Below are 17,691 nucleotides of genomic sequence, written 5' to 3' on the forward strand. Positions count from 1 at the left end.
CCCCGGTTTTTGATCAGTTATTGAGCAGGTGGCACGTAGCCGTCGGCCTTGGCGTAATCTTCGCCGGAAAAGAACTTGTCCATTTCGCCCTGCAAATATTTGCGGTCTTCGGCGTTCATCATGTTCAGGCGTTTTTCGTTGATCAGCAGGGTCTGGTGTTTCTGCCAGTCGGCCCATGCCTGGGCGGACACGTGATCGAATACATCCTGGCCCTTGGCGCCCGGATACGGTGGGCGTTCCAGGCCCGGCAGTTGTTCTTTGTACTTGCGGCACATTACGGTGCGGGTCATGACGACTCTCCTGCGTTCAATACATCGGCCGCGCGCTTCAGCAATTTTTTGACCGGGGCGGCGAGGCCCAGGCGCGGCGGGGTGGCGAGGTTATACCAGAGCCAGTCGGCCTCGGCCACGTGATGGACGGTTTCCTCAACCTGCACCAGCCACGGCTCGATGGCCAGCTGGAAGTGGCTGAAGGTGTGGATCAGCCCGGGCAGTGGCTGCTGCTTGCCCAACGCCAGCGCGTGCTGGTTGGCGAGGTGGTCCAGGTCTTCCAGGTCATCCAGCTCCGGCAGGCTCCACAAACCGCCCCACAGGCCCGTGGACGGGCGTCGGTAAAGCAGGATCGCGCCATCGGTGTTGGCCAGCAGCGGCATCAGTGTGCGCTTTTGCGGGATGGTCTTGCGCGGCTTGGGGACCGGGTAGCGCGTCTCCAGGCCGAGCATGTGGGCTTCGCAGCCTTTTTCCAGTGGGCACAGCAGGCAGCTTGGCTTGCTGCGCGTGCAGAGCGTGGCGCCCATATCCATCATCGCCTGGGTATAGGCGTTGACCCGGTCATGCGGTGTAAAGCGCTCTGCGGTAGCCCACAGCTGCTTGGCGACCTTGGGTTCGCCGGGGTAGCCCTCTTGCGCGGTAAAGCGCGCGAGCACGCGTTTGACGTTGCCGTCGAGGATCGGGGCGCGCAGGCCCATGCTCAGGCTGGCGATCGCGCCGGCGGTGGACAGGCCGATACCGGGCAGCTCGGTGAGTTTTTCGACATCGCGGGGAAATTCGCCGCCGTATTCGGCGACGACGATCTTGGCGGTCTTCTGCAGGTTGCGGGCACGGGTGTAGTAACCCAGGCCCGTCCACAGGTGCAGCACCTCGTCCTCCGGCGCGGCGGCCAGGGCCTCGACCGTCGGCAGCGAGGCCATGAAGCGATCGAAGTAGTTCAACACCGTGCTGACCTGGGTCTGCTGCAGCATGATCTCCGAGACCCACACCCGGTAAGGCGTGATGCCCTGTTGCCAGGGCAGGTCATGGCGCCCGTGGCGGTCGTACCAGTCGAGCACCGCCTGTGAAAATTGCTCGTTTCTCATCGCTTGAACAGGCCTTTCAGGGCGTCTTTCAACTGTGGGTTGACCTTGTCGAGCTTCTCTTCAAGCTTGTCGCTGAGCTTGTTGCCGGCCGCCTTGAGCGCCACCTGGGTCAAGCCATCCTTGTCCAGGCGGCAGGCCTTGGCGCCCAACTCCAGCGGGCCACGGCAGCGTAGCGGTACTTCGATACCCTGGAAGTTGCTGCCGACCTGGCAGGCCGGGTCCGGAACGTCACGCTTGTCGCCTTCGACGATGATGCCGACGCGGTAGTCCATGCCCAGCACACGCAGGTCGACGTCACCGTTACCGTTGACCGTCAAGCCCGGGATGCGCACTTTCAGGTCCGGGTTGCTGGCCACGCCGTTATGAAAGGTCAGGTTGCCGCGCAGTTCCTGGAAGGGCGTGTCCTTGCCCTGCGGGGTGCTGCTCAGGGTCTTGCGGTTGAGCAGGGCGATGCCGGTGCACAGTTGCTGTTCAAGGTTGGCATTGAGCAGCATGCCGTTGTTGATCACAAAGCTGGCGGTGCCGTTGAGGCTGTCGACCAGGGCTTTCTGGCTGTTGCCACGGCCTGTGAGGTTGCTGTCCAGGGTGACCTGGCCTTTCACCGGCGGGTTTTGCCCCTGGGCCTGCAGGATGCGTTCGACCGGCACTTGCTTGATATGGGTTTGCAGTGCCACGACCGGGATGTCTTGGCGCACATCCAGCGTACCGTTGGCTTGGAACGTACCGTTGTAGAGACCGCCACTCAGGTTGTCGAGCTTGAGTTGGCCGTCGATGCCGGAGGCTTGGAGTGCAGCATTCTGGATCGGCAGCTTGCTCAGGGTCAGTTGGCCGAAGGCCAGGTCGGCGTTCACGTCCAGGGTGCGCAAGCGGGTCAGCGGCAGCAGCCTGTCGGTGCTCCAAGCGCCTTTGGTCGGGGCGTCCGGCAGCGGTGTGGTGCCACCGGCGGCCATGGCGCCCATTTCGCTGTTCTGGACTTCAGCCTGGCGTGCGGCGGCGGCGCCTTTGGCGGACTCGGATTTAGGCGGCAAGTAGTTGTCGGCATTGAAGGTATCGCCCTTGAGCTGCACGCGCAGGGACTGCTTGGCGAAGTCATCCACGGCAACGCGACCGGTGAAGGTGCTGCCATCCAGCTTGAGGTTCAGGTCTTCCAGGGCCACGCTGGTAGGCGTGCCCTTGAGGCGGCTGACCAGTTCGACCTTGCTCAGGCTGCCCTCGGCCATCGCCGGCAGTGGGTGGCCGACGCTTTCGAGAAACTTGGCCAGGTCAAATTGGGCAATGGACAGGGCACCGTTGAGCTGCGGGGTTTTGTTCAGGTCGTTGACCTTGAGTTCACCCAGCGCGCGTAACTGGTTGGCGGACAGTTTAAGGTTGGTCCATTCGGCGATATTGGCCGCCAGGTCCACCAGCACCTGACCCTGGGTGGAATAGGTCATGGTCTTGCCCTGCAACGGCTCGCCGGTGGCCTCGCCGCTCAATCGCATGTCTTCGAGCTGATAGCGTTTGAGGGCGTTCTGGATGCGCAGGTTGCCGGTGAGCTCGGTCTTGACGCGCATCAGCGGTTGGCTGGTGCCCAGGAATGCGGTGAGTTTCAGCGGGATGCTGGCGCCTTCGTGGACGGCGCCGGCACTCAGTTGGATGCTTTCGGCGCTGAACTGCTTGCCGGTCTGCTCGTCGTTGTATTCAACGCGGGCGTTGTTGATGGTCAGGCTGTCGATGTCCAGGCGGATCGGCTTCGGCGGTTTTTCAGGCTCCGGCTCGGCAGGTGCTTGCACGGGAGCGGGAACCGGGGCGTCGGCGCTCGTCACAGGCACGTTCTTGCCGATGTCTTCCCAGTCACCGTGGCCTTGCTTGTCGCGGTTCAGGCGCAGGTTGAGGCCCTCGACGCGCACGTCGCTCATCTGCACTTCACGACGCAGCAGCGGCAACACACGCACCGACAGGCCGAGCATCTGCAGGTCGGCGAATGGATTGGTCGGGTTGGTCAGGGTGGCGACGCTGGCTTCGTGCAGTTCCAGGCCCAGCCAGGGGAACAGGCTCCAGCCGATGTCGCCATTGAGCGTCAGCTCGATGTGGGCCTTGTCGCGGGCAATCTGGCGAATCTCGTCTTTGTAGTCGTTGGGATCGAAGAGGTGGGTCAGGGCGAAGCCCAGGGCCACAATGATCAGCAACAGCCCGAGAAGTACCAGACCCAGGATTTTGCCGAACGCTTTCATGGGCGAGTCCTTGTATGTCGAATTCAAAATTTAGCCGAAGAGTATAACGCCCGCAGGCTCTCGTCAGTTCACGGATCGTTACATTGTATCTAGACCCTGTGAAACGGGATTTTGGCGCCAAAAAATACAGTTATTGCGAAAAAGGTGATATCAGTTTGGTTTTTCTGTCATCCGCAGGTGCTAATCTGCGCGGGTTCGTCTGCCTTCTGCGACACTGCGTCGCGCCCTTAAGGAGCTTCTCCTCAACAAAAACGGCCATCGCTTTGCGTGTAAGGCCGAGTGAGAGAGCGCCCGACGAACAACAATCAATAACTGGGGGAAACACCAATGAGCACTAGCACTGCGACGAGTAGTACTGTCGCGCAGCCTGCGTTCCTGTCCAAGGAACGCATCATCGCCAAGCCAGGGTTCAACCGCTGGCTGGTTCCGCCGGCCGCCCTGGCCATTCACTTGTGCATCGGCATGGCCTACGGTTTCTCGGTGTTCTGGCTGCCGCTGTCCAAGGCGCTGGGCATCACCGCGCCGGTCGCCTGCGCGCCGGACATGAGCTTTATTGCCCAAGTTTTCTCATCCCAATGTGACTGGCCCATCTCCATGCTGGGCTGGATCTACACGCTGTTCTTCATCTTCCTGGGTTGCTCGGCAGCGATCTGGGGTGGCTGGCTGGAACACGCCGGGCCACGCAAGGCGGGCGTTGTATCGGCTCTGTGCTGGTGCGGCGGCCTGTTGATCTCGGCGTTGGGTATCTATACCCACCAGATCTGGCTGATGTGGATCGGCTCCGGGGTCATTGGCGGCATCGGCCTGGGCCTGGGCTACATCTCGCCGGTATCGACCCTGATCAAGTGGTTCCCGGACAAACGCGGCATGGCGACCGGCATGGCAATCATGGGCTTCGGCGGCGGCGCGATGGTCGGTGCACCGTTGGCTGCGGCGCTGATGGGCCACTTTGCGTCGCCAACCAGCGTAGGCGTCTGGCAGAGCTTCCTGGTGATGGCGGCGATTTACTTCGTGTTCATGATTGGTGGCGCCTTGTCGTACCGCGTCCCACCGACCGGCTGGAAGCCTGAGGGCTGGACCGCTCCGGCGAAAAAAGCCAGCAATGCGATGATCACTCACCGTCATGTCCATGTGAACGTGGCCTGGAAAACCCCGCAGTTCCGCCTGGTATGGCTGGTGCTGTGCCTGAACGTTTCCGCCGGTATCGGCATCCTCGGCATGGCTTCGCCGCTGTTGCAGGAAGTGTTTGGCGGCAAGTTGCTGGGTGTCGATGTGCCGTTCGGTCAGTTGGATGCGGGGCAGTTGGCTTCCATTGCGGCGATCGCGGCCGGTTTCACGGGGCTGTTGAGCTTGTTCAACATTGGTGGCCGGTTCTTCTGGGCGTCGTTCTCCGACTACCTGGGCCGCAAGAACACCTACTTTGTGTTCTTCGCCCTGGGCTTTGCCCTGTATGCGCTGATTCCGAACCTGGGGCACCTGGGTAACGTGGCGCTGTTCGTGGCGGCGTTCTGCATCATCCTGTCGATGTACGGCGGTGGTTTCGCGACGGTTCCGGCTTACCTGGCCGACCTGTTCGGCACCCAGATGGTCGGCGCGATCCACGGTCGCCTGCTGACCGCCTGGGCCGCGGCGGGCGTGTTGGGTCCGGTGCTGGTGAACTACCTGCGTGAGTATCAGTTGAGCATCGGTGTTGAGCGCGCTGCGGCCTACGACATCACCCTGTACATCCTCGCCGGGCTGTTGGTGCTGGGCTTTATCTGCAACATGCTGGTACGTCCGGTGGCCGACAAGTACTTCATGACCGACGCCGAATTGGCCGCCGAACAGGCGCTGGGCCATGACAAGGGCGCGGATGCCACCACTTCCCTGGAGTGGAAGGCAGCGTCCGGTAGCGTGCCGTTGGCCATCGCCGCGTGGCTGGTAGTGGGCATTCCGTTGGCGTGGGGTGTGTGGGTGACCCTGCAGAAAACCGCAGTCCTGTTCCACTGATACAGCCTTGTAGTGAGCGGGGCAAGCCCGCTCACTACAGGCTTTCACATGTATGCACATGTCTATCCTCGCTTCAACTCGTCAGTCTTGTCCCCTTCGATGTTTCTGTTTAGCGCCCGCACCCCTATAATGGCTGCCTTTTTCGCCCAATGATTTTGCGGAGTTGGTGATGGCCGAACGTAAGGCGTCCGTCGAGCGCGATACTCTGGAAACCCAGATCAAAGCCTCGATCAACCTGGATGGCACCGGAAAGGCCCGATTTGATATCGGCGTCCCTTTTCTTGAGCACATGCTGGACCAGATCGCCCGTCATGGGTTGATCGACCTGGATATCGTCAGCAAGGGCGACCTGCATATCGACGACCACCACACAGTGGAAGACGTGGGCATCACGCTGGGCCAGGCTTTTGCCAAAGCCATCGGCGACAAAAAAGGCATCCGTCGCTACGGTCACGCCTATGTGCCGCTGGATGAAGCGCTGTCGCGCGTGGTCATCGACTTCTCCGGTCGCCCAGGCCTGCAGATGCACGTGCCCTACACCCGCGCCACCGTGGGCGGCTTCGATGTCGACCTGTTCCAGGAATTCTTCCAGGGCTTCGTCAACCACGCATTGGTCAGCCTGCACATCGACAACCTGCGCGGCACCAACACCCACCACCAGATCGAAACCGTGTTCAAGGCTTTCGGCCGCGCCCTGCGCATGGCCGTGGAGCTGGATGAGCGTATGGCCGGGCAAATGCCCTCGACCAAGGGCGTCCTGTAATGCAGACGGTCGCGGTTATCGATTACGGCATGGGTAACCTGCACTCGGTGGCCAAGGCCCTCGAACATGTAGGCGCCGGCAAGGTACTGATCACCAGCGATGCCAAGGTGATTCGCGAAGCTGACCGGGTGGTGTTCCCTGGTGTGGGCGCGATCCGCGATTGCATGGCTGAGATCCGCCGCCTGGGCTTTGACAGCCTGGTGCGTGAAGTCAGCCAGGATCGCCCGTTCCTCGGCATCTGCGTGGGCATGCAAGCCTTGCTCGATCGCAGTGAAGAGAACGATGGCGTTGACTGCATCGGCTTGTTCCCCGGCCAGGTAAAGTTCTTCGGCAAGGACCTGCACGAAGACGGCGCCCACCTGAAAGTCCCGCACATGGGCTGGAATGAAGTCAGCCAGACAGTGGAACACCCGCTGTGGCACAACATTCCGGATCTGGCGCGCTTCTACTTTGTGCACAGCTACTACATTGCCGCCGGTGACCCGCGCCAGGTGGTGGGTGGCGGGCATTACGGCGTCGACTTCGCCGCAGCGCTGGCCGAAGGTTCGCGCTTTGCCGTGCAGTTCCACCCGGAGAAGAGCCACACCCATGGCCTGCAATTGCTGCAGAACTTCGCCGCGTGGGATGGTCGCTGGTAAATGGCCAAGAAGCCCAGGCCGCCGATCCTGAACCTCACGCCCGAACAGGAGCGTGAGGCTACCCACAAGATCAAGGTCTTCATGGAGGACCGCTTCGAGCTCACGCTGGGCTCGTTTGAGGTGGCCGAGATTCTTGAGCTGTTCACCACCGAAGTAGCGCCGCACTATTACAACCGGGCGATTTTCGACACGCAGACGCTCCTTAAAGAAAGGTTCGAAAGCATCGAAAGCGACCTGTGGTCGCTTGAGAAGCCCTGACTTCCCAAGCATTGCTGAATATCGAATAAGGTTTGCCAGATGCTGATTATCCCCGCTATCGATCTCAAGGACGGCGCCTGCGTACGTCTGCGCCAAGGCCGCATGGAAGACTCCACCGTGTTCTCCGATGACCCGGTGAGCATGGCCGCCAAATGGGTGGAAGGGGGTTGCCGTCGCCTGCATCTGGTGGACCTGAACGGCGCCTTCGAAGGCCAGCCGGTCAACGGCGAGGTGGTGACCGCCATTGCCAAGCGCTACCCGAACCTGCCGATCCAGATCGGCGGCGGCATCCGCTCCCTGGAAACCATCGAGCACTACGTCAAGGCTGGCGTGAGCTACGTGATCATCGGCACCAAGGCCGTGAAAGACCCGGCGTTCGTGGCTGAAGCCTGCCGTGCATTTCCAGGCAAAGTGATCGTGGGCCTGGACGCCAAGGACGGTTTCGTCGCCACCGACGGTTGGGCTGAGATCAGCACCGTGCAGGTGATCGACCTGGCCAAGCAGTTCGAAGCCGACGGCGTGTCTGCCATCGTTTATACCGACATCGCCAAAGACGGCATGATGCAGGGCTGCAACGTACCGTTTACCGCAGCGCTGGCGGCGGCAACCCGAATTCCGGTGATCGCATCCGGCGGCATTCACAACCTGGGTGACATCAAGTCGCTGCTGGACGCCAAGGCGCCTGGCATCATCGGCGCCATTACCGGCCGCGCGATCTACGAAGGTACCCTGGACGTCGCCGAAGCCCAGGCTTACTGCGATGCCTACAACGGCTGAGGACTGACCATGGCGCTGGCCAAACGCATCATCCCTTGCCTGGACGTCGACAATGGTCGCGTGGTCAAGGGCGTCAAGTTCGAGAACATCCGTGACGCCGGCGACCCGGTGGAAATCGCCCGTCGCTACGATGAGCAAGGTGCCGACGAGATTACCTTTCTCGACATCACCGCCAGCGTCGACGGCCGCGACACCACGTTGCATACCGTGGAGCGCATGGCCAGCCAGGTATTTATCCCGCTGACCGTGGGCGGTGGCGTGCGCACCGTGCAAGACATCCGCAACCTGCTCAACGCGGGGGCGGACAAGGTCTCGATCAATACCGCTGCCGTATTCAACCCGGAGTTCGTCGGTGAAGCGGCGCAACACTTCGGTTCGCAGTGCATCGTCGTCGCAATCGACGCCAAGAAGGTTTCCGGCCCGGGTGAGACCCCGCGTTGGGAGATCTTCACCCACGGTGGTCGCAAGCCCACCGGCCTGGACGCAGTAGAGTGGGCGATGAAGATGGAGGGCCTGGGGGCTGGTGAAATCCTGCTGACCAGCATGGACCAGGACGGCATGAAAAACGGCTTCGACCTGGGCGTTACCCGTGCCATCAGTGATGCGTTGGGCATTCCGGTGATCGCCTCCGGTGGTGTCGGCAACCTGCAGCACCTGGCCGACGGCGTGATCGAAGGCCACGCCAGCGCCGTGCTGGCGGCGAGTATTTTCCACTTTGGCGAATACACCGTTCCCGAAGCCAAGGCGTACATGGCGGCGCGCGGTATCGTCGTTCGCTAAACGCTGCTGGACACCCTGGCAGGCGCGGGGCACTCTCTGCGCTTGCCATGGATTCCGGTAACCTTCATGTTCAGACACCTGCTGCTCGCCCTCGCCAGTTCTTGCGCCGTGCTGGCCGGCTCGGCGAATGCCGAAGCGCCGTCCGACGCCTCCCTGGTGTTGCTGACGGAAAACTTCCCGCCCTACAACATGGCGAAAAACGGCAAGAACTTCGCCAAGGACGAGAACATCGAAGGCATCGCCGTGGACATCGTGCGTGAAACCTTCAAGCGTGCCGGCATTTCCTACAACCTCACCCTGCGTTTCCCTTGGGAACGAATCTACAAACTCGCCCTGGAGAAACCCGGCTACGGCGTATTCGTGATGGCGCGCCTGCCGGACCGTGAAGGCTTGTTCAAATGGGTCGGCCCCATCGGCCCGGACGACTGGGTGATGCTGGCCAAGGCTGACAGCACTATCCAGCTGCCGGACCTGGAGCACGCCCGGCATTACAAGGTTGGCGCCTACAAGGGCGACGCGATTGCCGAGACCCTGGAAAAACAGGGCCTCAAGCCGTTAGTCGTACTGCGCGACCAGGACAATGCGCAAAAGCTGCTGGATGGCCAGATCGACCTGTGGGCCACCGGTGATCCCGCCGGGCGTTACCTGGCGCGCCAGGTCGGCGTGACCGGGCTCAAGACGGTACTGCGCTTTAACAGTGCGCAGCTGTACCTGGCGCTGAACAAGGATGTGCCCGACGACGTGGTAGCCAAGCTCCAGGCCGCGCTCGATCAGTTACGGGGCGATGGTTTCATTGACGAGATCATGGCCCGCTATCTCTAGCGCCGGTTCTGTCTGTGCAGCGGCGTGCTCCAGTGCCACCTCGGTGGTGGGTAGGGGCTCGGGCAACTCATTCTCGCTGACGTCGGGTACCGGCTGATCCTTGGGATACTCACTCATGTAAATGTGATCGCCGTTGAGGTAAGTGACGGTCGCCGCCACCTGGCTGCCGTCCTGGCGCAGCAAGCGGTATTCGCTCTGGATCAGGTAAGCCGCCACGGCTTTTTGGGCCGGAATGTAGGTGATGATTTCCAGGGGCGAGGCATAGTTCCAGCCTTTGGCGGACCGCTGGGTATGAGTGAAGGCCGGCTCCAGGTTCGCCGAGAAGCTCAACTGGAACGGACGCAGGCTCGCCGACCATTTGCGCCACATCGAAACGCGAGAGATGGCTGACAGAGCGAGCGAGTAATCGCCGATCTCACCCTTGGTCGCTGTCCACATGAACGGTTGGCTGGTGACGCTGGTGTTGTGCCCGAAACCGGCAAACTGATGGCGGTCAGTGCGCTCCAGTCGGTAGGTCGGCGACGATAGCAACTGCTCGTTTGTGCTCAGTTCCGGGTCCTTCACGCAGAACCAGGGCAGTTCACAGACCTGCGGCGGAGCAGGAGTTTCTTCTGTTGCAGGCGGCTCATAACCCGTCAGTGCCGGCGGGGATAATGGTTCACCCGGTTGCGCGGTCAGGTCCAGGCGCAATGCATAGGTCGGCAGATCAGGTTTGGCGTAGCGTGCATTGCCGATAAAGGTGCCAGGTGCCAGGTAGATCTCTCCAGGCTCTGCGTCCGGAGGCGTGATCGACCAGGCGCTGAAGTCCTTGGAGGCGCCACTGCCGTAGTCATTCCATATCAAGTCACCGGGTTTTGCATTGACGACCAAGTCGGCGCGGACACAGCGTACGGCGTTGCGCGAAGGCTTTTCATAGCCCACGCCGCACACCAGGCCCATGGCGACATAGCCTTCGGGCGCCAGCGGCCGCCATATGGAAAAGTCGGTGCGTGCGCCTGAATCCGTGTCTTTCCAGACCAGTTGGTAATCTTCCGGCGAACGCAGGGCGGTGCCGTCGACTTTATTCGCGTCACTGACCACCGCGACGATCTTGCGCTGGTTGATATTGCGATAGCTGTCGGTGGCGATATCGCCCACGGGGAAAAACTGGCCCAGGGCGTCGGCGGAGGTGCTGGGGCGCCACAGGCTGACCGCTTTGTGAGCGCCGGACCCCAGGTCATTCCAGAGCGGCAGGAATTCGCTGGTGAAGCTGATGAGCAGGTCTTTGAACTGTAGATGGGGCATTCGAAAGCTCTCCGATGAATGGGAGGAGCGACTATCGAAGAATGCCGCAAGGGCGGGGCAGTACTTATCTACGCGCGGGTGAATAGGTGCCGTTTTTTCCGTGGCCGGCCATCGCTTGATTGCTGCGCACGCTGATCATCAACTTGATATCGATCCACTCCACACCCTGCGCCTTGAGCTTGGGCAACTCCCGCTCCAGCACCGCCAGGGTTTGCGGGTAGGGATGGCCGATCATCACCGCCGAGCCCTGCTTGTGGGCCAGCTTGATCGCGGTTTGCAGTTGCGTGGTGATTGCGCCTTCGGTGCGTTCGTCATCGAGAAACACGTCCCGCGAGACGCTGGCCAGGCCGATCTTTTGCGCTTCGGCAGCGGCGACGGTTTGCGCGCTGGTGCGGCTGTCGACAAAGAACTTGTTGCGCCGTTGCAACTCAGCCATCAACCAGGCCATCGCGGCCGGTTGCGCGGTCATGCGGCTGCCCATGTGGTTGTTGATGCCGGCGGTGTAGGGCACCGCCTGGAAGGCGGCATCCAGGCGTTTGCCCAGTTCTTCGATCGGCAGGTCGGGGTGCCAGGCGAACGGGCCGGTGGCCGGGTCCATGGGCATGTGCAGGATCACGATCTTGCCGGCCTTGTGGGCCTCGCGGGCGAATTCGGCGGCGTGGGGCGTGTCGGGCATGATCGCCGTGGTCACCGGCCCAGGCAGGGCCAGCACGCGGCGATCCCTCGGCAGGTTTTGCCCAAGGTCGTCGATGATCAGGGTCAGGTAGGCTTTGTGTGGCTCGCCGGCAGGGGTCGCGTGGGCGACCCCTGCCAGGCTGCACAGTACAGCGATGATCAAGGCAAAACGCATATCAACGGCTGCGGGTGATGCTCAAGCCCTTGAGCAGGCTCAGCGCCTGGGCGAGTTGATAGTCGTCGTCCTGCGGCATCGGCTTGGCTTTCGCGCCACTACCTGTAGGCTGGTCGGCACCGCCGTTGCCATTGCCCAGGTGACCCTGCAGGTCAGCTTCCTTGTAGAACTCGCCATCGGTCTCGTTGGTGATCTTGGCGCGGCGCACCTCGATGTCCGGGACGATGCCCTGGGCCTGGATCGACCGGCCATTGGGCGTGTAATACAGCGCCGTGGTGATCTTCAGGGCTCGTTCGTTGTTCAGCGGTAACACGGTTTGCACCGAGCCTTTGCCGAAGCTGGTAGTGCCCATCAGCACGCCACGCTTCTGGTCCTGCAGGGCACCGGCGACGATTTCCGAGGCCGAGGCGCTGCCGCCGTTGATCAATACCGCCAGCGGCACACCTTCGCTCAGGTCATTGCCGGTGGCCGAGAAGCGCAACTCGGAGTTGGCGATCCGGCCTTTGGTGTAGACGATCAGGCCTTTGGTGATGAAGTGGTCGACCACCTCCACCGCCGCCTGCAGCACGCCGCCCGGGTTGTTGCGCAGGTCGAGCACGATGCCGTTGAGCTTCTTGCCGTTGTCTTTGCGCAGCTTGGCCAGGGCCTTGGCCACTTCGTCGCCGGTCTTGACCTGGAACTGGGTGATACGGATGTAACCGTAGCCCGACTCCAGCAACTGGCTCTTCACGCTCTTGACCGTGATGGTCGCGCGGGCCAGTGTCACGTCAAACGGAGCACCGCCGTCGCGTACCAGGGTCAGGGTGATTTTCTGGCCGAGCTTGCCGCGCATCTTGTCGACGGCTTCGGTCATGGTCTGGCCGCGAGTGGGCTGGCCGTTGATCTTCACGATCAGGTCGCCGGCCTGGATACCGGCTTTGGACGCCGGGGTGTCGTCGATCGGCGACACCACTTTGATCTGGCCATCTTCGGAGCCCACTTCGATGCCCAGGCCACCGAATTCGCCGCTGGTGCTTTCCTGTAGCTCAGCGAAATCTTCCGGGCCGAGGTAGGCGGAGTGCGGGTCGAGGTTGCTGAGCATGCCCTTGATGGCATTTTCCAGCAGGGTCTTGTCGTCTACGGGTTCGACATAGGCCGCCTTGATCCGGTCCATCACCTCGGCAAAGGTACGCAGCTCTTCCAGCGGCAACGGCGCCTTGGTGGTCACTGCGGAGGTCGCGGCGGGTGCAGCCGGTGCGGCCTGGTCGGCAAAAGCCAGAGGCGCGCCGATCACCAGGGCGATCGTCAGGGCCAGCGAAGTGAGGCGGGACAAATGCAGCATGTCGAACGAACTCCTAATGTAGGCGCGACCCTTATCCTTGGGTTCTGCACCATTGTGCGGGATCGCTCGGGCGACCCTGCTGACGAATAGCGAAATACAGCGCCGGAGTGTCCTGGCCACCACTGTTACCGACAGTGGAGATGGATTCACCGGCTTTTACAACATCACCTGCCGACTTGAGTAAAGTCTGATTGTGGCCGTAAAGGCTCAAATAGCCATTACCGTGGTCAAGAATCACCAGCAAGCCGGCACCGCGCAGCCAGTCGGCGAACACCACACGCCCGCCGTGGACGGCGTGGACCTGGCTGCCGGCAGCGGCGCTGATCATCACGCCATCCCACTTGGCGCGGGTGTCATCGCCACGGGTTTCCCCAAAACGAGCCAACAATCGACCATCAACAGGCCATGGAAGTTTTCCGCGAGCTGAAGCAAAAGGGCCACCGAACGATTCTCCCGCACTGGAAACCAGCGGGCCAGGTGCGGAATGCGCAGGTTTGCGGGGCGCCGGGGCATCCGTCGTGGCAGCCAGTTCGGCCTCACGCTGGCGCTTTTTTTCCGCTTCCTGCTGGGCGATCAGCGCTTTTTGCCGCGCTTCTTCTGCCTCGCGAGCCTGGCGGGCCAGGGTTTCCTCGATGGTCTTGAGCACTTTGGCCAGGTCGGCCTGGTCTTGCTCACGGGCCTGGAGCTTGGCGTCGCGGGCTTTGACATCGTCGTTGAGCTTGGCCAGCGCCAGCTGGCGTTCCTTGCGGACCTTGTCCAACTGGTCGCGCTGGGTGTCGAGGGCGCTTTTCTGGTCGAGCAACTGCGACTGTTGGTCGGCGATTTCCTGTTCCACGTTGGCCAATTGGCGCAAGGTTTCGTTGAAACCCTTCAATTGCTCCAGGCGGGCCTTGCTCAGGTAGTCGTAATAGGTGAGGGTGCGCGCGAATTTCTCCGGGTTCTGCTGGTTGAGCAGCAGCTTGAGATACTCCTGGCGGCCGCTCTGGTAGGCGGCGCGGGCCTGGATCGCGATCAGGCGTTGTTGCTCAACGCGGGCGCCCTGGAGTTTTTTTTTCTCAGCGTCGAGTCGCTCCAGTTCCGACTCGCTCTTCTTTAGTTCTTTTTGCAGCTCCTGGACCTGCTTCTCCAGCTTGCCCATCTCGGTTTCCGTGCTGCGCAGGTCTTTCTGCACGCCGGATTTTTCTTCCTGGAGCTTGCCGAGCAGTTTTTTCAGCTCGGTAATGTCCTGACGCGTTGCGTCCAACTGTTGTTGGGTTTGTGCGCGCTCATCGGCAAAAGCCGGTTGGAGCAGGCAGACGAGAGCGAGGGTAATCAAGGCGCGAAGCATAGAGGCGGGCGACACCAGGGAAAGGGACGGCCTAGTATGCCCGCCAAGCGCTGCAAAAAAAACGCCCAATTGGGGCGGGATGCCAAGATAGGTGCCGAGTGGCAGCGGTATGGCATAAAGACATTACCTTCTTCCCACGCAGAGCGTCACCAATACGCAGAATAGTGGTGGGACGCGGAGCGTCCCTGGCGGCATTCCCACGCAGAGCGTGGGAACGATCGTGGTGAGTCAGACCCGGATTGAGGTGGCTGTCATTTCCACTGGTTTCTCCAGGCCGGTCAGTTTCAACAGGCGAATACGCAGCCACACGTACTTCGATCGTTCCCACGCTCCGCGTGGGAATGCATCCCGTGACGCTCCGCGTCACCCATACGCAGAATAGTGGGACGCGGAGCGTCCCCGGCGGCATTCCCACGCGGAGCGTGGGAATGATCAGGGGGAGTCAGACCAGAATCGAGGTGCCGGTCATCTCTTTCGGCTTCTCCAGGCCCATCAGCTTGAGCATGGTGGGCGCCACATCCGCCAATACGCCGCCTTCACGCACTTTCAGGTCGCGCTTGCCAACATAGATGAACGGTACCGGCTCGGTGGTGTGGGCAGTGTGGGCCTGGCCGGTCGATTCGTCGGACATCTGCTCGCAGTTGCCGTGGTCGGCGGTGATCAGTGCTTCGCCGCCGACTTTTTCCAGGGCGTCGACGATGCGGCCGACACAGGTGTCCAGGCATTCCACGGCCTTGATCGCCGCTTCCAGGTTGCCGCTGTGGCCAACCATGTCGCCATTGGCGTAGTTGACCACGATCACGTCGTAACGCTGGTGGTCGATGGCATCGACGATCTTGTCGGTCACTTCCGGTGCGCTCATTTCCGGCTGCAGGTCGTAGGTGGCGACTTTCGGCGACGGGATCAGGATGCGTTCTTCGCCCGGGAACGGCTCTTCGCGGCCACCGGAGAAGAAGAACGTCACGTGGGCGTATTTCTCGGTTTCGGCGATGCGCAGCTGGGTCTTGCCGTTTTTCGCCAGATAATCGCCCAGCACGTTGTCCAGGCTGCCCGGGGCAAATGCCGAAGGGGCCGGGATGTTGGCGGCGTATTGGGTCAGCATCACGAACTCGACTTTCGGCTGGCGCGAGCGCTCGAAATCCTTGAAGCCGTCGTCGACGAACACGTGGCTCAGCTCGCGGGCGCGGTCGGCGCGGAAGTTCATGAACACCACGGCGTCGCCGTCTTCCACTTTCACCGGCTCACCGATGGTGGTGGCTTTGACGAACTCATCGCTCTCGCCGCGCTCGTAGGCAGCTTGCAGGCCGTCCTGTGCGGTGGCAGCGTTGAAGTCGGCCTGGCCGTTGACGATCAGGTTGTAAGCCTGGGATACGCGGTCCCAACGGTTGTCGCGGTCCATGGCGAAGTAACGACCCACCAGGCTGGCGATGCGGCCCTTGCCGAGGGCGGCGAAGGTGGCGTCCAGCAGTTCGATGGACGATTGCGCGCTTTTCGGCGGAGTGTCGCGGCCGTCGAGGAAGGCGTGCAGGTAGATCTTGTCGGCGCCGCGCTTGAAGGCCAGTTCGGCCATGGCGACCAGGTGATCCTGGTGGCTGTGAACGCCGCCGTCGGAGAGCAGGCCCATGAAGTGCACGGCCTTGCCGGCTGCGACTGCTTTATCCACCGCCGCGCAGATAGTCGGGTTCTCGAAGAACTCGCCGTCGCGGATCGCTTTGGTCACACGTGTGAAGTCTTGGTATACCACTCGTCCGGCGCCGAGGTTCATGTGGCCGACTTCCGAGTTGCCCATCTGGCCGTCCGGCAAACCCACGTCCATGCCGGAACCGGAGATCAGGCCATTGGGAACGGTAGCGGTCAGGCGGTCCAGCACGGGCTTGTTGGCCGAATACACGGCGTTGTCGTGGTGGCTTTCACTGTGTCCGAAGCCATCGAGAATTATCAGGACCAAAGGTTTAGGCGTGGTAGTCATAGATCCTCTCGCGGCGCTAATAAGGAAGAGAATTGAAAAGTGAGTGGCAGTTTAAAGCGAAGTTCCCACCACGTCACCGCTTTACGGGGGTTGGCCCCCCCGGACGGCTGTGTATACTTACCGCCATTTTAACGCCCTGGAACCTCCTTGATGGTTGATCACCTGATTGCATTTGCCACTGCCCACTACCTGCTCGCGGGTGCCTTTGTCATCCTGCTGGCGCTGCTGATCGCTCATGAAATGAGCCGCGGTGGCCGCAGCCTGAGCACGTCGGAGCTGACCGCGCTGGTCAACAAGGATGAAGCCGTTGTCGTGGATATTCGCCCGGCCAAGGAATTTGCCGGCGGCCACATTGTTGGCGCCCTGAACATTCCGCAGGACAAGCTGATCGCACGCCTGGCCGAGCTGGAAAAATACAAAGCCAAGACCATCATCCTGGTCGACGCCCAAGGCCAGCACGCCGGCACCCACGCTCGCGAAATGCTCAAGACCGGTTTCACCGCCGCCAAACTGTCCGGCGGTATCGGCAGCTGGAAGGCCGATAACCTGCCGCTGGTGAAGTGATATGAGCCAGGTTGTCGTGTATTCCAGCGATTGGTGCCCTTACTGCATGCGGGCCAAGGCCTTGCTGGAGAAAAAGGGCATTGCCTTCGAAGAGATCAAGGTCGACGGCAAACCCCAGGTGCGTGCCGAAATGGCTCAGAAAGCGGGGCGCACGTCCGTGCCGCAGATCTGGATCGGCACCCGGCACGTCGGTGGCTGCGATGACCTGTTCGCCCTGGAGCGCGCCGGTAAACTCGATGCGCTGCTGCTCGTCTGACTCCTAAACCCTAAAGACCCCAAGATTAAGAAGGATCTGTGATGACTGACCAACAGAACACCGAAGCAGCAGAAGCCCAAGGCCCACAATTTTCGCTGCAGCGCATCTACGTTCGCGACCTGTCGTTCGAAGCGCCGAAAAGCCCGGCCATCTTCCGCCAGGAGTGGACCCCAAGCGTTGCCCTGGACCTGAACACCCGCCAGAAATCCCTGGAAGGCGACTTCCACGAAGTGGTACTGACCCTGTCGGTAACCGTCAAGAATGGCGAGGAAGTGGCCTTCATCGCTGAAGTGCAACAGGCCGGTATTTTCCTGATCCAGGGCCTGGACGAAGCGTCCATGAGCCACACCCTGGGCGCGTTCTGCCCGAACATCCTGTTCCCGTATGCCCGCGAGACCCTGGACAGCCTGGTCACCCGCGGCTCGTTCCCGGCGCTGATGCTGGCTCCGGTGAACTTCGATGCCCTGTACGCTCAAGAGCTGCAGCGCATGCAACAGGAAGGTTCGTCGACGGTTCAGTAATCTCG

General features: G+C 61.6%; 18 protein-coding genes. 10 read left to right on the plus strand and 8 right to left on the minus strand.

Going from position 1 to position 17,691, the window contains the following annotated elements; translation table 11 throughout:
• Positions 1 to 17: 17 nt before the first annotated feature.
• From JBE38_RS08280 to JBE38_RS08290, 3 genes are read right to left on the minus strand one after another with little or no spacing between them, the layout of a single operon-like run.
• A complete protein-coding gene (locus tag JBE38_RS08280) occupies positions 18 to 290 on the minus strand; it encodes an oxidative damage protection protein (protein WP_060754618.1) in 273 nt (90 codons plus the stop codon).
• A complete protein-coding gene (gene mutY / locus JBE38_RS08285) occupies positions 287 to 1,354 on the minus strand; it encodes an A/G-specific adenine glycosylase (protein WP_205344109.1) in 1,068 nt (355 codons plus the stop codon). Before mutY ends, JBE38_RS08280 begins: the two co-directional genes overlap by 4 nt.
• Positions 1,351 to 3,567 carry an AsmA family protein gene (locus JBE38_RS08290; protein WP_205344110.1) on the minus strand — a complete coding sequence of 739 codons (2,217 nt, stop codon included), beginning with the start codon at positions 3,565 to 3,567 and terminating at the stop codon, positions 1,351 to 1,353. Before JBE38_RS08290 ends, mutY begins: the two co-directional genes overlap by 4 nt.
• 327 nt (positions 3,568 to 3,894) lie before the next feature.
• On the opposite strand from JBE38_RS08290, the gene JBE38_RS08295 reads away from it, so the two are divergent.
• The 7 genes from JBE38_RS08295 to JBE38_RS08325 all read left to right on the plus strand — a co-directional run bounded on the left by JBE38_RS08295 (position 3,895) and on the right by JBE38_RS08325 (position 9,594).
• On the plus strand, positions 3,895 to 5,556 hold the full coding sequence (locus JBE38_RS08295; RefSeq protein ID WP_060754615.1) for an OFA family MFS transporter: 1,662 nt from the start codon (positions 3,895 to 3,897) through the stop codon (positions 5,554 to 5,556).
• A 169-nt stretch (positions 5,557 to 5,725) separates the two neighbouring features.
• On the plus strand, positions 5,726 to 6,319 hold the full coding sequence (hisB, locus tag JBE38_RS08300) for an imidazoleglycerol-phosphate dehydratase HisB (protein WP_017849940.1): 594 nt from the start codon (positions 5,726 to 5,728) through the stop codon (positions 6,317 to 6,319).
• The gene (hisH, locus tag JBE38_RS08305; RefSeq protein ID WP_060754614.1) at positions 6,319 to 6,957 is read left to right on the plus strand and encodes an imidazole glycerol phosphate synthase subunit HisH; all 639 of its coding nucleotides are present in this window, start codon (positions 6,319 to 6,321) and stop codon (positions 6,955 to 6,957) included. The genes hisB and hisH overlap by 1 nt, the downstream gene beginning before the upstream one ends.
• Complete coding sequence (locus JBE38_RS08310; RefSeq protein ID WP_060754613.1) at positions 6,958 to 7,215, plus strand: DUF2164 domain-containing protein; 258 nt, start codon at positions 6,958 to 6,960, stop codon at positions 7,213 to 7,215.
• Between the two features lie 39 nt (positions 7,216 to 7,254).
• A complete protein-coding gene (hisA, locus tag JBE38_RS08315) occupies positions 7,255 to 7,992 on the plus strand; it encodes a 1-(5-phosphoribosyl)-5-[(5-phosphoribosylamino)methylideneamino]imidazole-4-carboxamide isomerase (protein WP_008435688.1) in 738 nt (245 codons plus the stop codon).
• Positions 7,993 to 8,001: 9 nt separating this feature from the next.
• Positions 8,002 to 8,772 (plus strand): imidazole glycerol phosphate synthase subunit HisF, encoded by a 771-nt coding sequence (hisF, locus tag JBE38_RS08320; RefSeq protein ID WP_003171107.1) that lies wholly within the window; start codon positions 8,002 to 8,004, stop codon positions 8,770 to 8,772.
• Between the two features lie 66 nt (positions 8,773 to 8,838).
• Positions 8,839 to 9,594, plus strand: a complete 756-nt coding sequence (locus JBE38_RS08325) for a substrate-binding periplasmic protein (protein WP_161547690.1) — start codon at positions 8,839 to 8,841, stop codon at positions 9,592 to 9,594.
• Here JBE38_RS08325 and JBE38_RS08330 read toward each other — a convergent pair.
• The 5 genes from JBE38_RS08330 to gpmI all read right to left on the minus strand — a co-directional run bounded on the left by JBE38_RS08330 (position 9,547) and on the right by gpmI (position 16,345).
• Positions 9,547 to 10,998, minus strand: coding sequence for a Vps62-related protein (locus JBE38_RS08330; protein ID WP_342592908.1), 1,452 nt, complete (start codon positions 10,996 to 10,998; stop codon positions 9,547 to 9,549). The genes JBE38_RS08325 and JBE38_RS08330 overlap by 48 nt on opposite strands.
• A complete protein-coding gene (locus JBE38_RS08335; RefSeq protein ID WP_060754609.1) occupies positions 10,943 to 11,728 on the minus strand; it encodes a divergent polysaccharide deacetylase family protein in 786 nt (261 codons plus the stop codon). Before JBE38_RS08335 ends, JBE38_RS08330 begins: the two co-directional genes overlap by 56 nt.
• Position 11,729: 1 nt before the next feature.
• Positions 11,730 to 13,049, minus strand: a complete 1,320-nt coding sequence (locus JBE38_RS08340; RefSeq protein ID WP_060754608.1) for a S41 family peptidase — start codon at positions 13,047 to 13,049, stop codon at positions 11,730 to 11,732.
• 31 nt (positions 13,050 to 13,080) lie between these two features.
• Entirely contained in the window at positions 13,081 to 14,376 is a 1,296-nt protein-coding gene (locus JBE38_RS08345; protein ID WP_090367365.1) for a murein hydrolase activator EnvC family protein, read from the minus strand.
• Between the two features lie 442 nt (positions 14,377 to 14,818).
• The gene (gpmI, locus tag JBE38_RS08350; protein ID WP_060754606.1) at positions 14,819 to 16,345 is read right to left on the minus strand and encodes a 2,3-bisphosphoglycerate-independent phosphoglycerate mutase; all 1,527 of its coding nucleotides are present in this window, start codon (positions 16,343 to 16,345) and stop codon (positions 14,819 to 14,821) included.
• 150 nt (positions 16,346 to 16,495) lie between these two features.
• Between gpmI and JBE38_RS08355 the strand changes: the two genes are divergently transcribed.
• The 3 genes from JBE38_RS08355 to secB are packed head-to-tail and all read left to right on the plus strand — an operon-like array spanning position 16,496 to position 17,686.
• Entirely contained in the window at positions 16,496 to 16,909 is a 414-nt protein-coding gene (locus JBE38_RS08355) for a rhodanese-like domain-containing protein (protein WP_060754605.1), read from the plus strand.
• Position 16,910: 1 nt separating this feature from the next.
• Positions 16,911 to 17,165, plus strand: coding sequence for a glutaredoxin 3 (gene grxC / locus JBE38_RS08360; protein ID WP_060754604.1), 255 nt, complete (start codon positions 16,911 to 16,913; stop codon positions 17,163 to 17,165).
• Between the two features lie 41 nt (positions 17,166 to 17,206).
• Positions 17,207 to 17,686 (plus strand): protein-export chaperone SecB, encoded by a 480-nt coding sequence (gene secB, locus JBE38_RS08365; RefSeq protein WP_090367361.1) that lies wholly within the window; start codon positions 17,207 to 17,209, stop codon positions 17,684 to 17,686.
• Positions 17,687 to 17,691: the final 5 nt, after the last annotated feature.

The organism is Pseudomonas sp. ICBG1301 (assembly GCF_016918385.1).
Lineage (GTDB): Bacteria > Pseudomonadota > Gammaproteobacteria > Pseudomonadales > Pseudomonadaceae > Aquipseudomonas > Aquipseudomonas palleroniana.

What these genes read in the sequence shown, in the direction of transcription:
- JBE38_RS08340 (WP_060754608.1), bottom strand. Translation starts at nt 13,049, where the DNA reads ATGCTGCATTTGTCCCGCCTCACTTCGCTGGCCCTGACGATCGCCCTG.
- hisB (WP_017849940.1), top strand. Translation starts at nt 5,726, where the DNA reads ATGGCCGAACGTAAGGCGTCCGTCGAGCGCGATACTCTGGAAACCCAG.
- hisH (WP_060754614.1), top strand. Translation starts at nt 6,319, where the DNA reads ATGCAGACGGTCGCGGTTATCGATTACGGCATGGGTAACCTGCACTCG.
- hisA (WP_008435688.1), top strand. Translation starts at nt 7,255, where the DNA reads ATGCTGATTATCCCCGCTATCGATCTCAAGGACGGCGCCTGCGTACGT.
- JBE38_RS08280 (WP_060754618.1), bottom strand. Translation starts at nt 290, where the DNA reads ATGACCCGCACCGTAATGTGCCGCAAGTACAAAGAACAACTGCCGGGC.
- JBE38_RS08355 (WP_060754605.1), top strand. Translation starts at nt 16,496, where the DNA reads ATGGTTGATCACCTGATTGCATTTGCCACTGCCCACTACCTGCTCGCG.
- secB (WP_090367361.1), top strand. Translation starts at nt 17,207, where the DNA reads ATGACTGACCAACAGAACACCGAAGCAGCAGAAGCCCAAGGCCCACAA.
- mutY (WP_205344109.1), bottom strand. Translation starts at nt 1,354, where the DNA reads ATGAGAAACGAGCAATTTTCACAGGCGGTGCTCGACTGGTACGACCGC.
- grxC (WP_060754604.1), top strand. Translation starts at nt 16,911, where the DNA reads ATGAGCCAGGTTGTCGTGTATTCCAGCGATTGGTGCCCTTACTGCATG.
- JBE38_RS08290 (WP_205344110.1), bottom strand. Translation starts at nt 3,567, where the DNA reads ATGAAAGCGTTCGGCAAAATCCTGGGTCTGGTACTTCTCGGGCTGTTG.
- JBE38_RS08295 (WP_060754615.1), top strand. Translation starts at nt 3,895, where the DNA reads ATGAGCACTAGCACTGCGACGAGTAGTACTGTCGCGCAGCCTGCGTTC.
- JBE38_RS08325 (WP_161547690.1), top strand. Translation starts at nt 8,839, where the DNA reads ATGTTCAGACACCTGCTGCTCGCCCTCGCCAGTTCTTGCGCCGTGCTG.
- hisF (WP_003171107.1), top strand. Translation starts at nt 8,002, where the DNA reads ATGGCGCTGGCCAAACGCATCATCCCTTGCCTGGACGTCGACAATGGT.
- JBE38_RS08345 (WP_090367365.1), bottom strand. Translation starts at nt 14,376, where the DNA reads ATGCTTCGCGCCTTGATTACCCTCGCTCTCGTCTGCCTGCTCCAACCG.
- gpmI (WP_060754606.1), bottom strand. Translation starts at nt 16,345, where the DNA reads ATGACTACCACGCCTAAACCTTTGGTCCTGATAATTCTCGATGGCTTC.
- JBE38_RS08335 (WP_060754609.1), bottom strand. Translation starts at nt 11,728, where the DNA reads ATGCGTTTTGCCTTGATCATCGCTGTACTGTGCAGCCTGGCAGGGGTC.
- JBE38_RS08310 (WP_060754613.1), top strand. Translation starts at nt 6,958, where the DNA reads ATGGCCAAGAAGCCCAGGCCGCCGATCCTGAACCTCACGCCCGAACAG.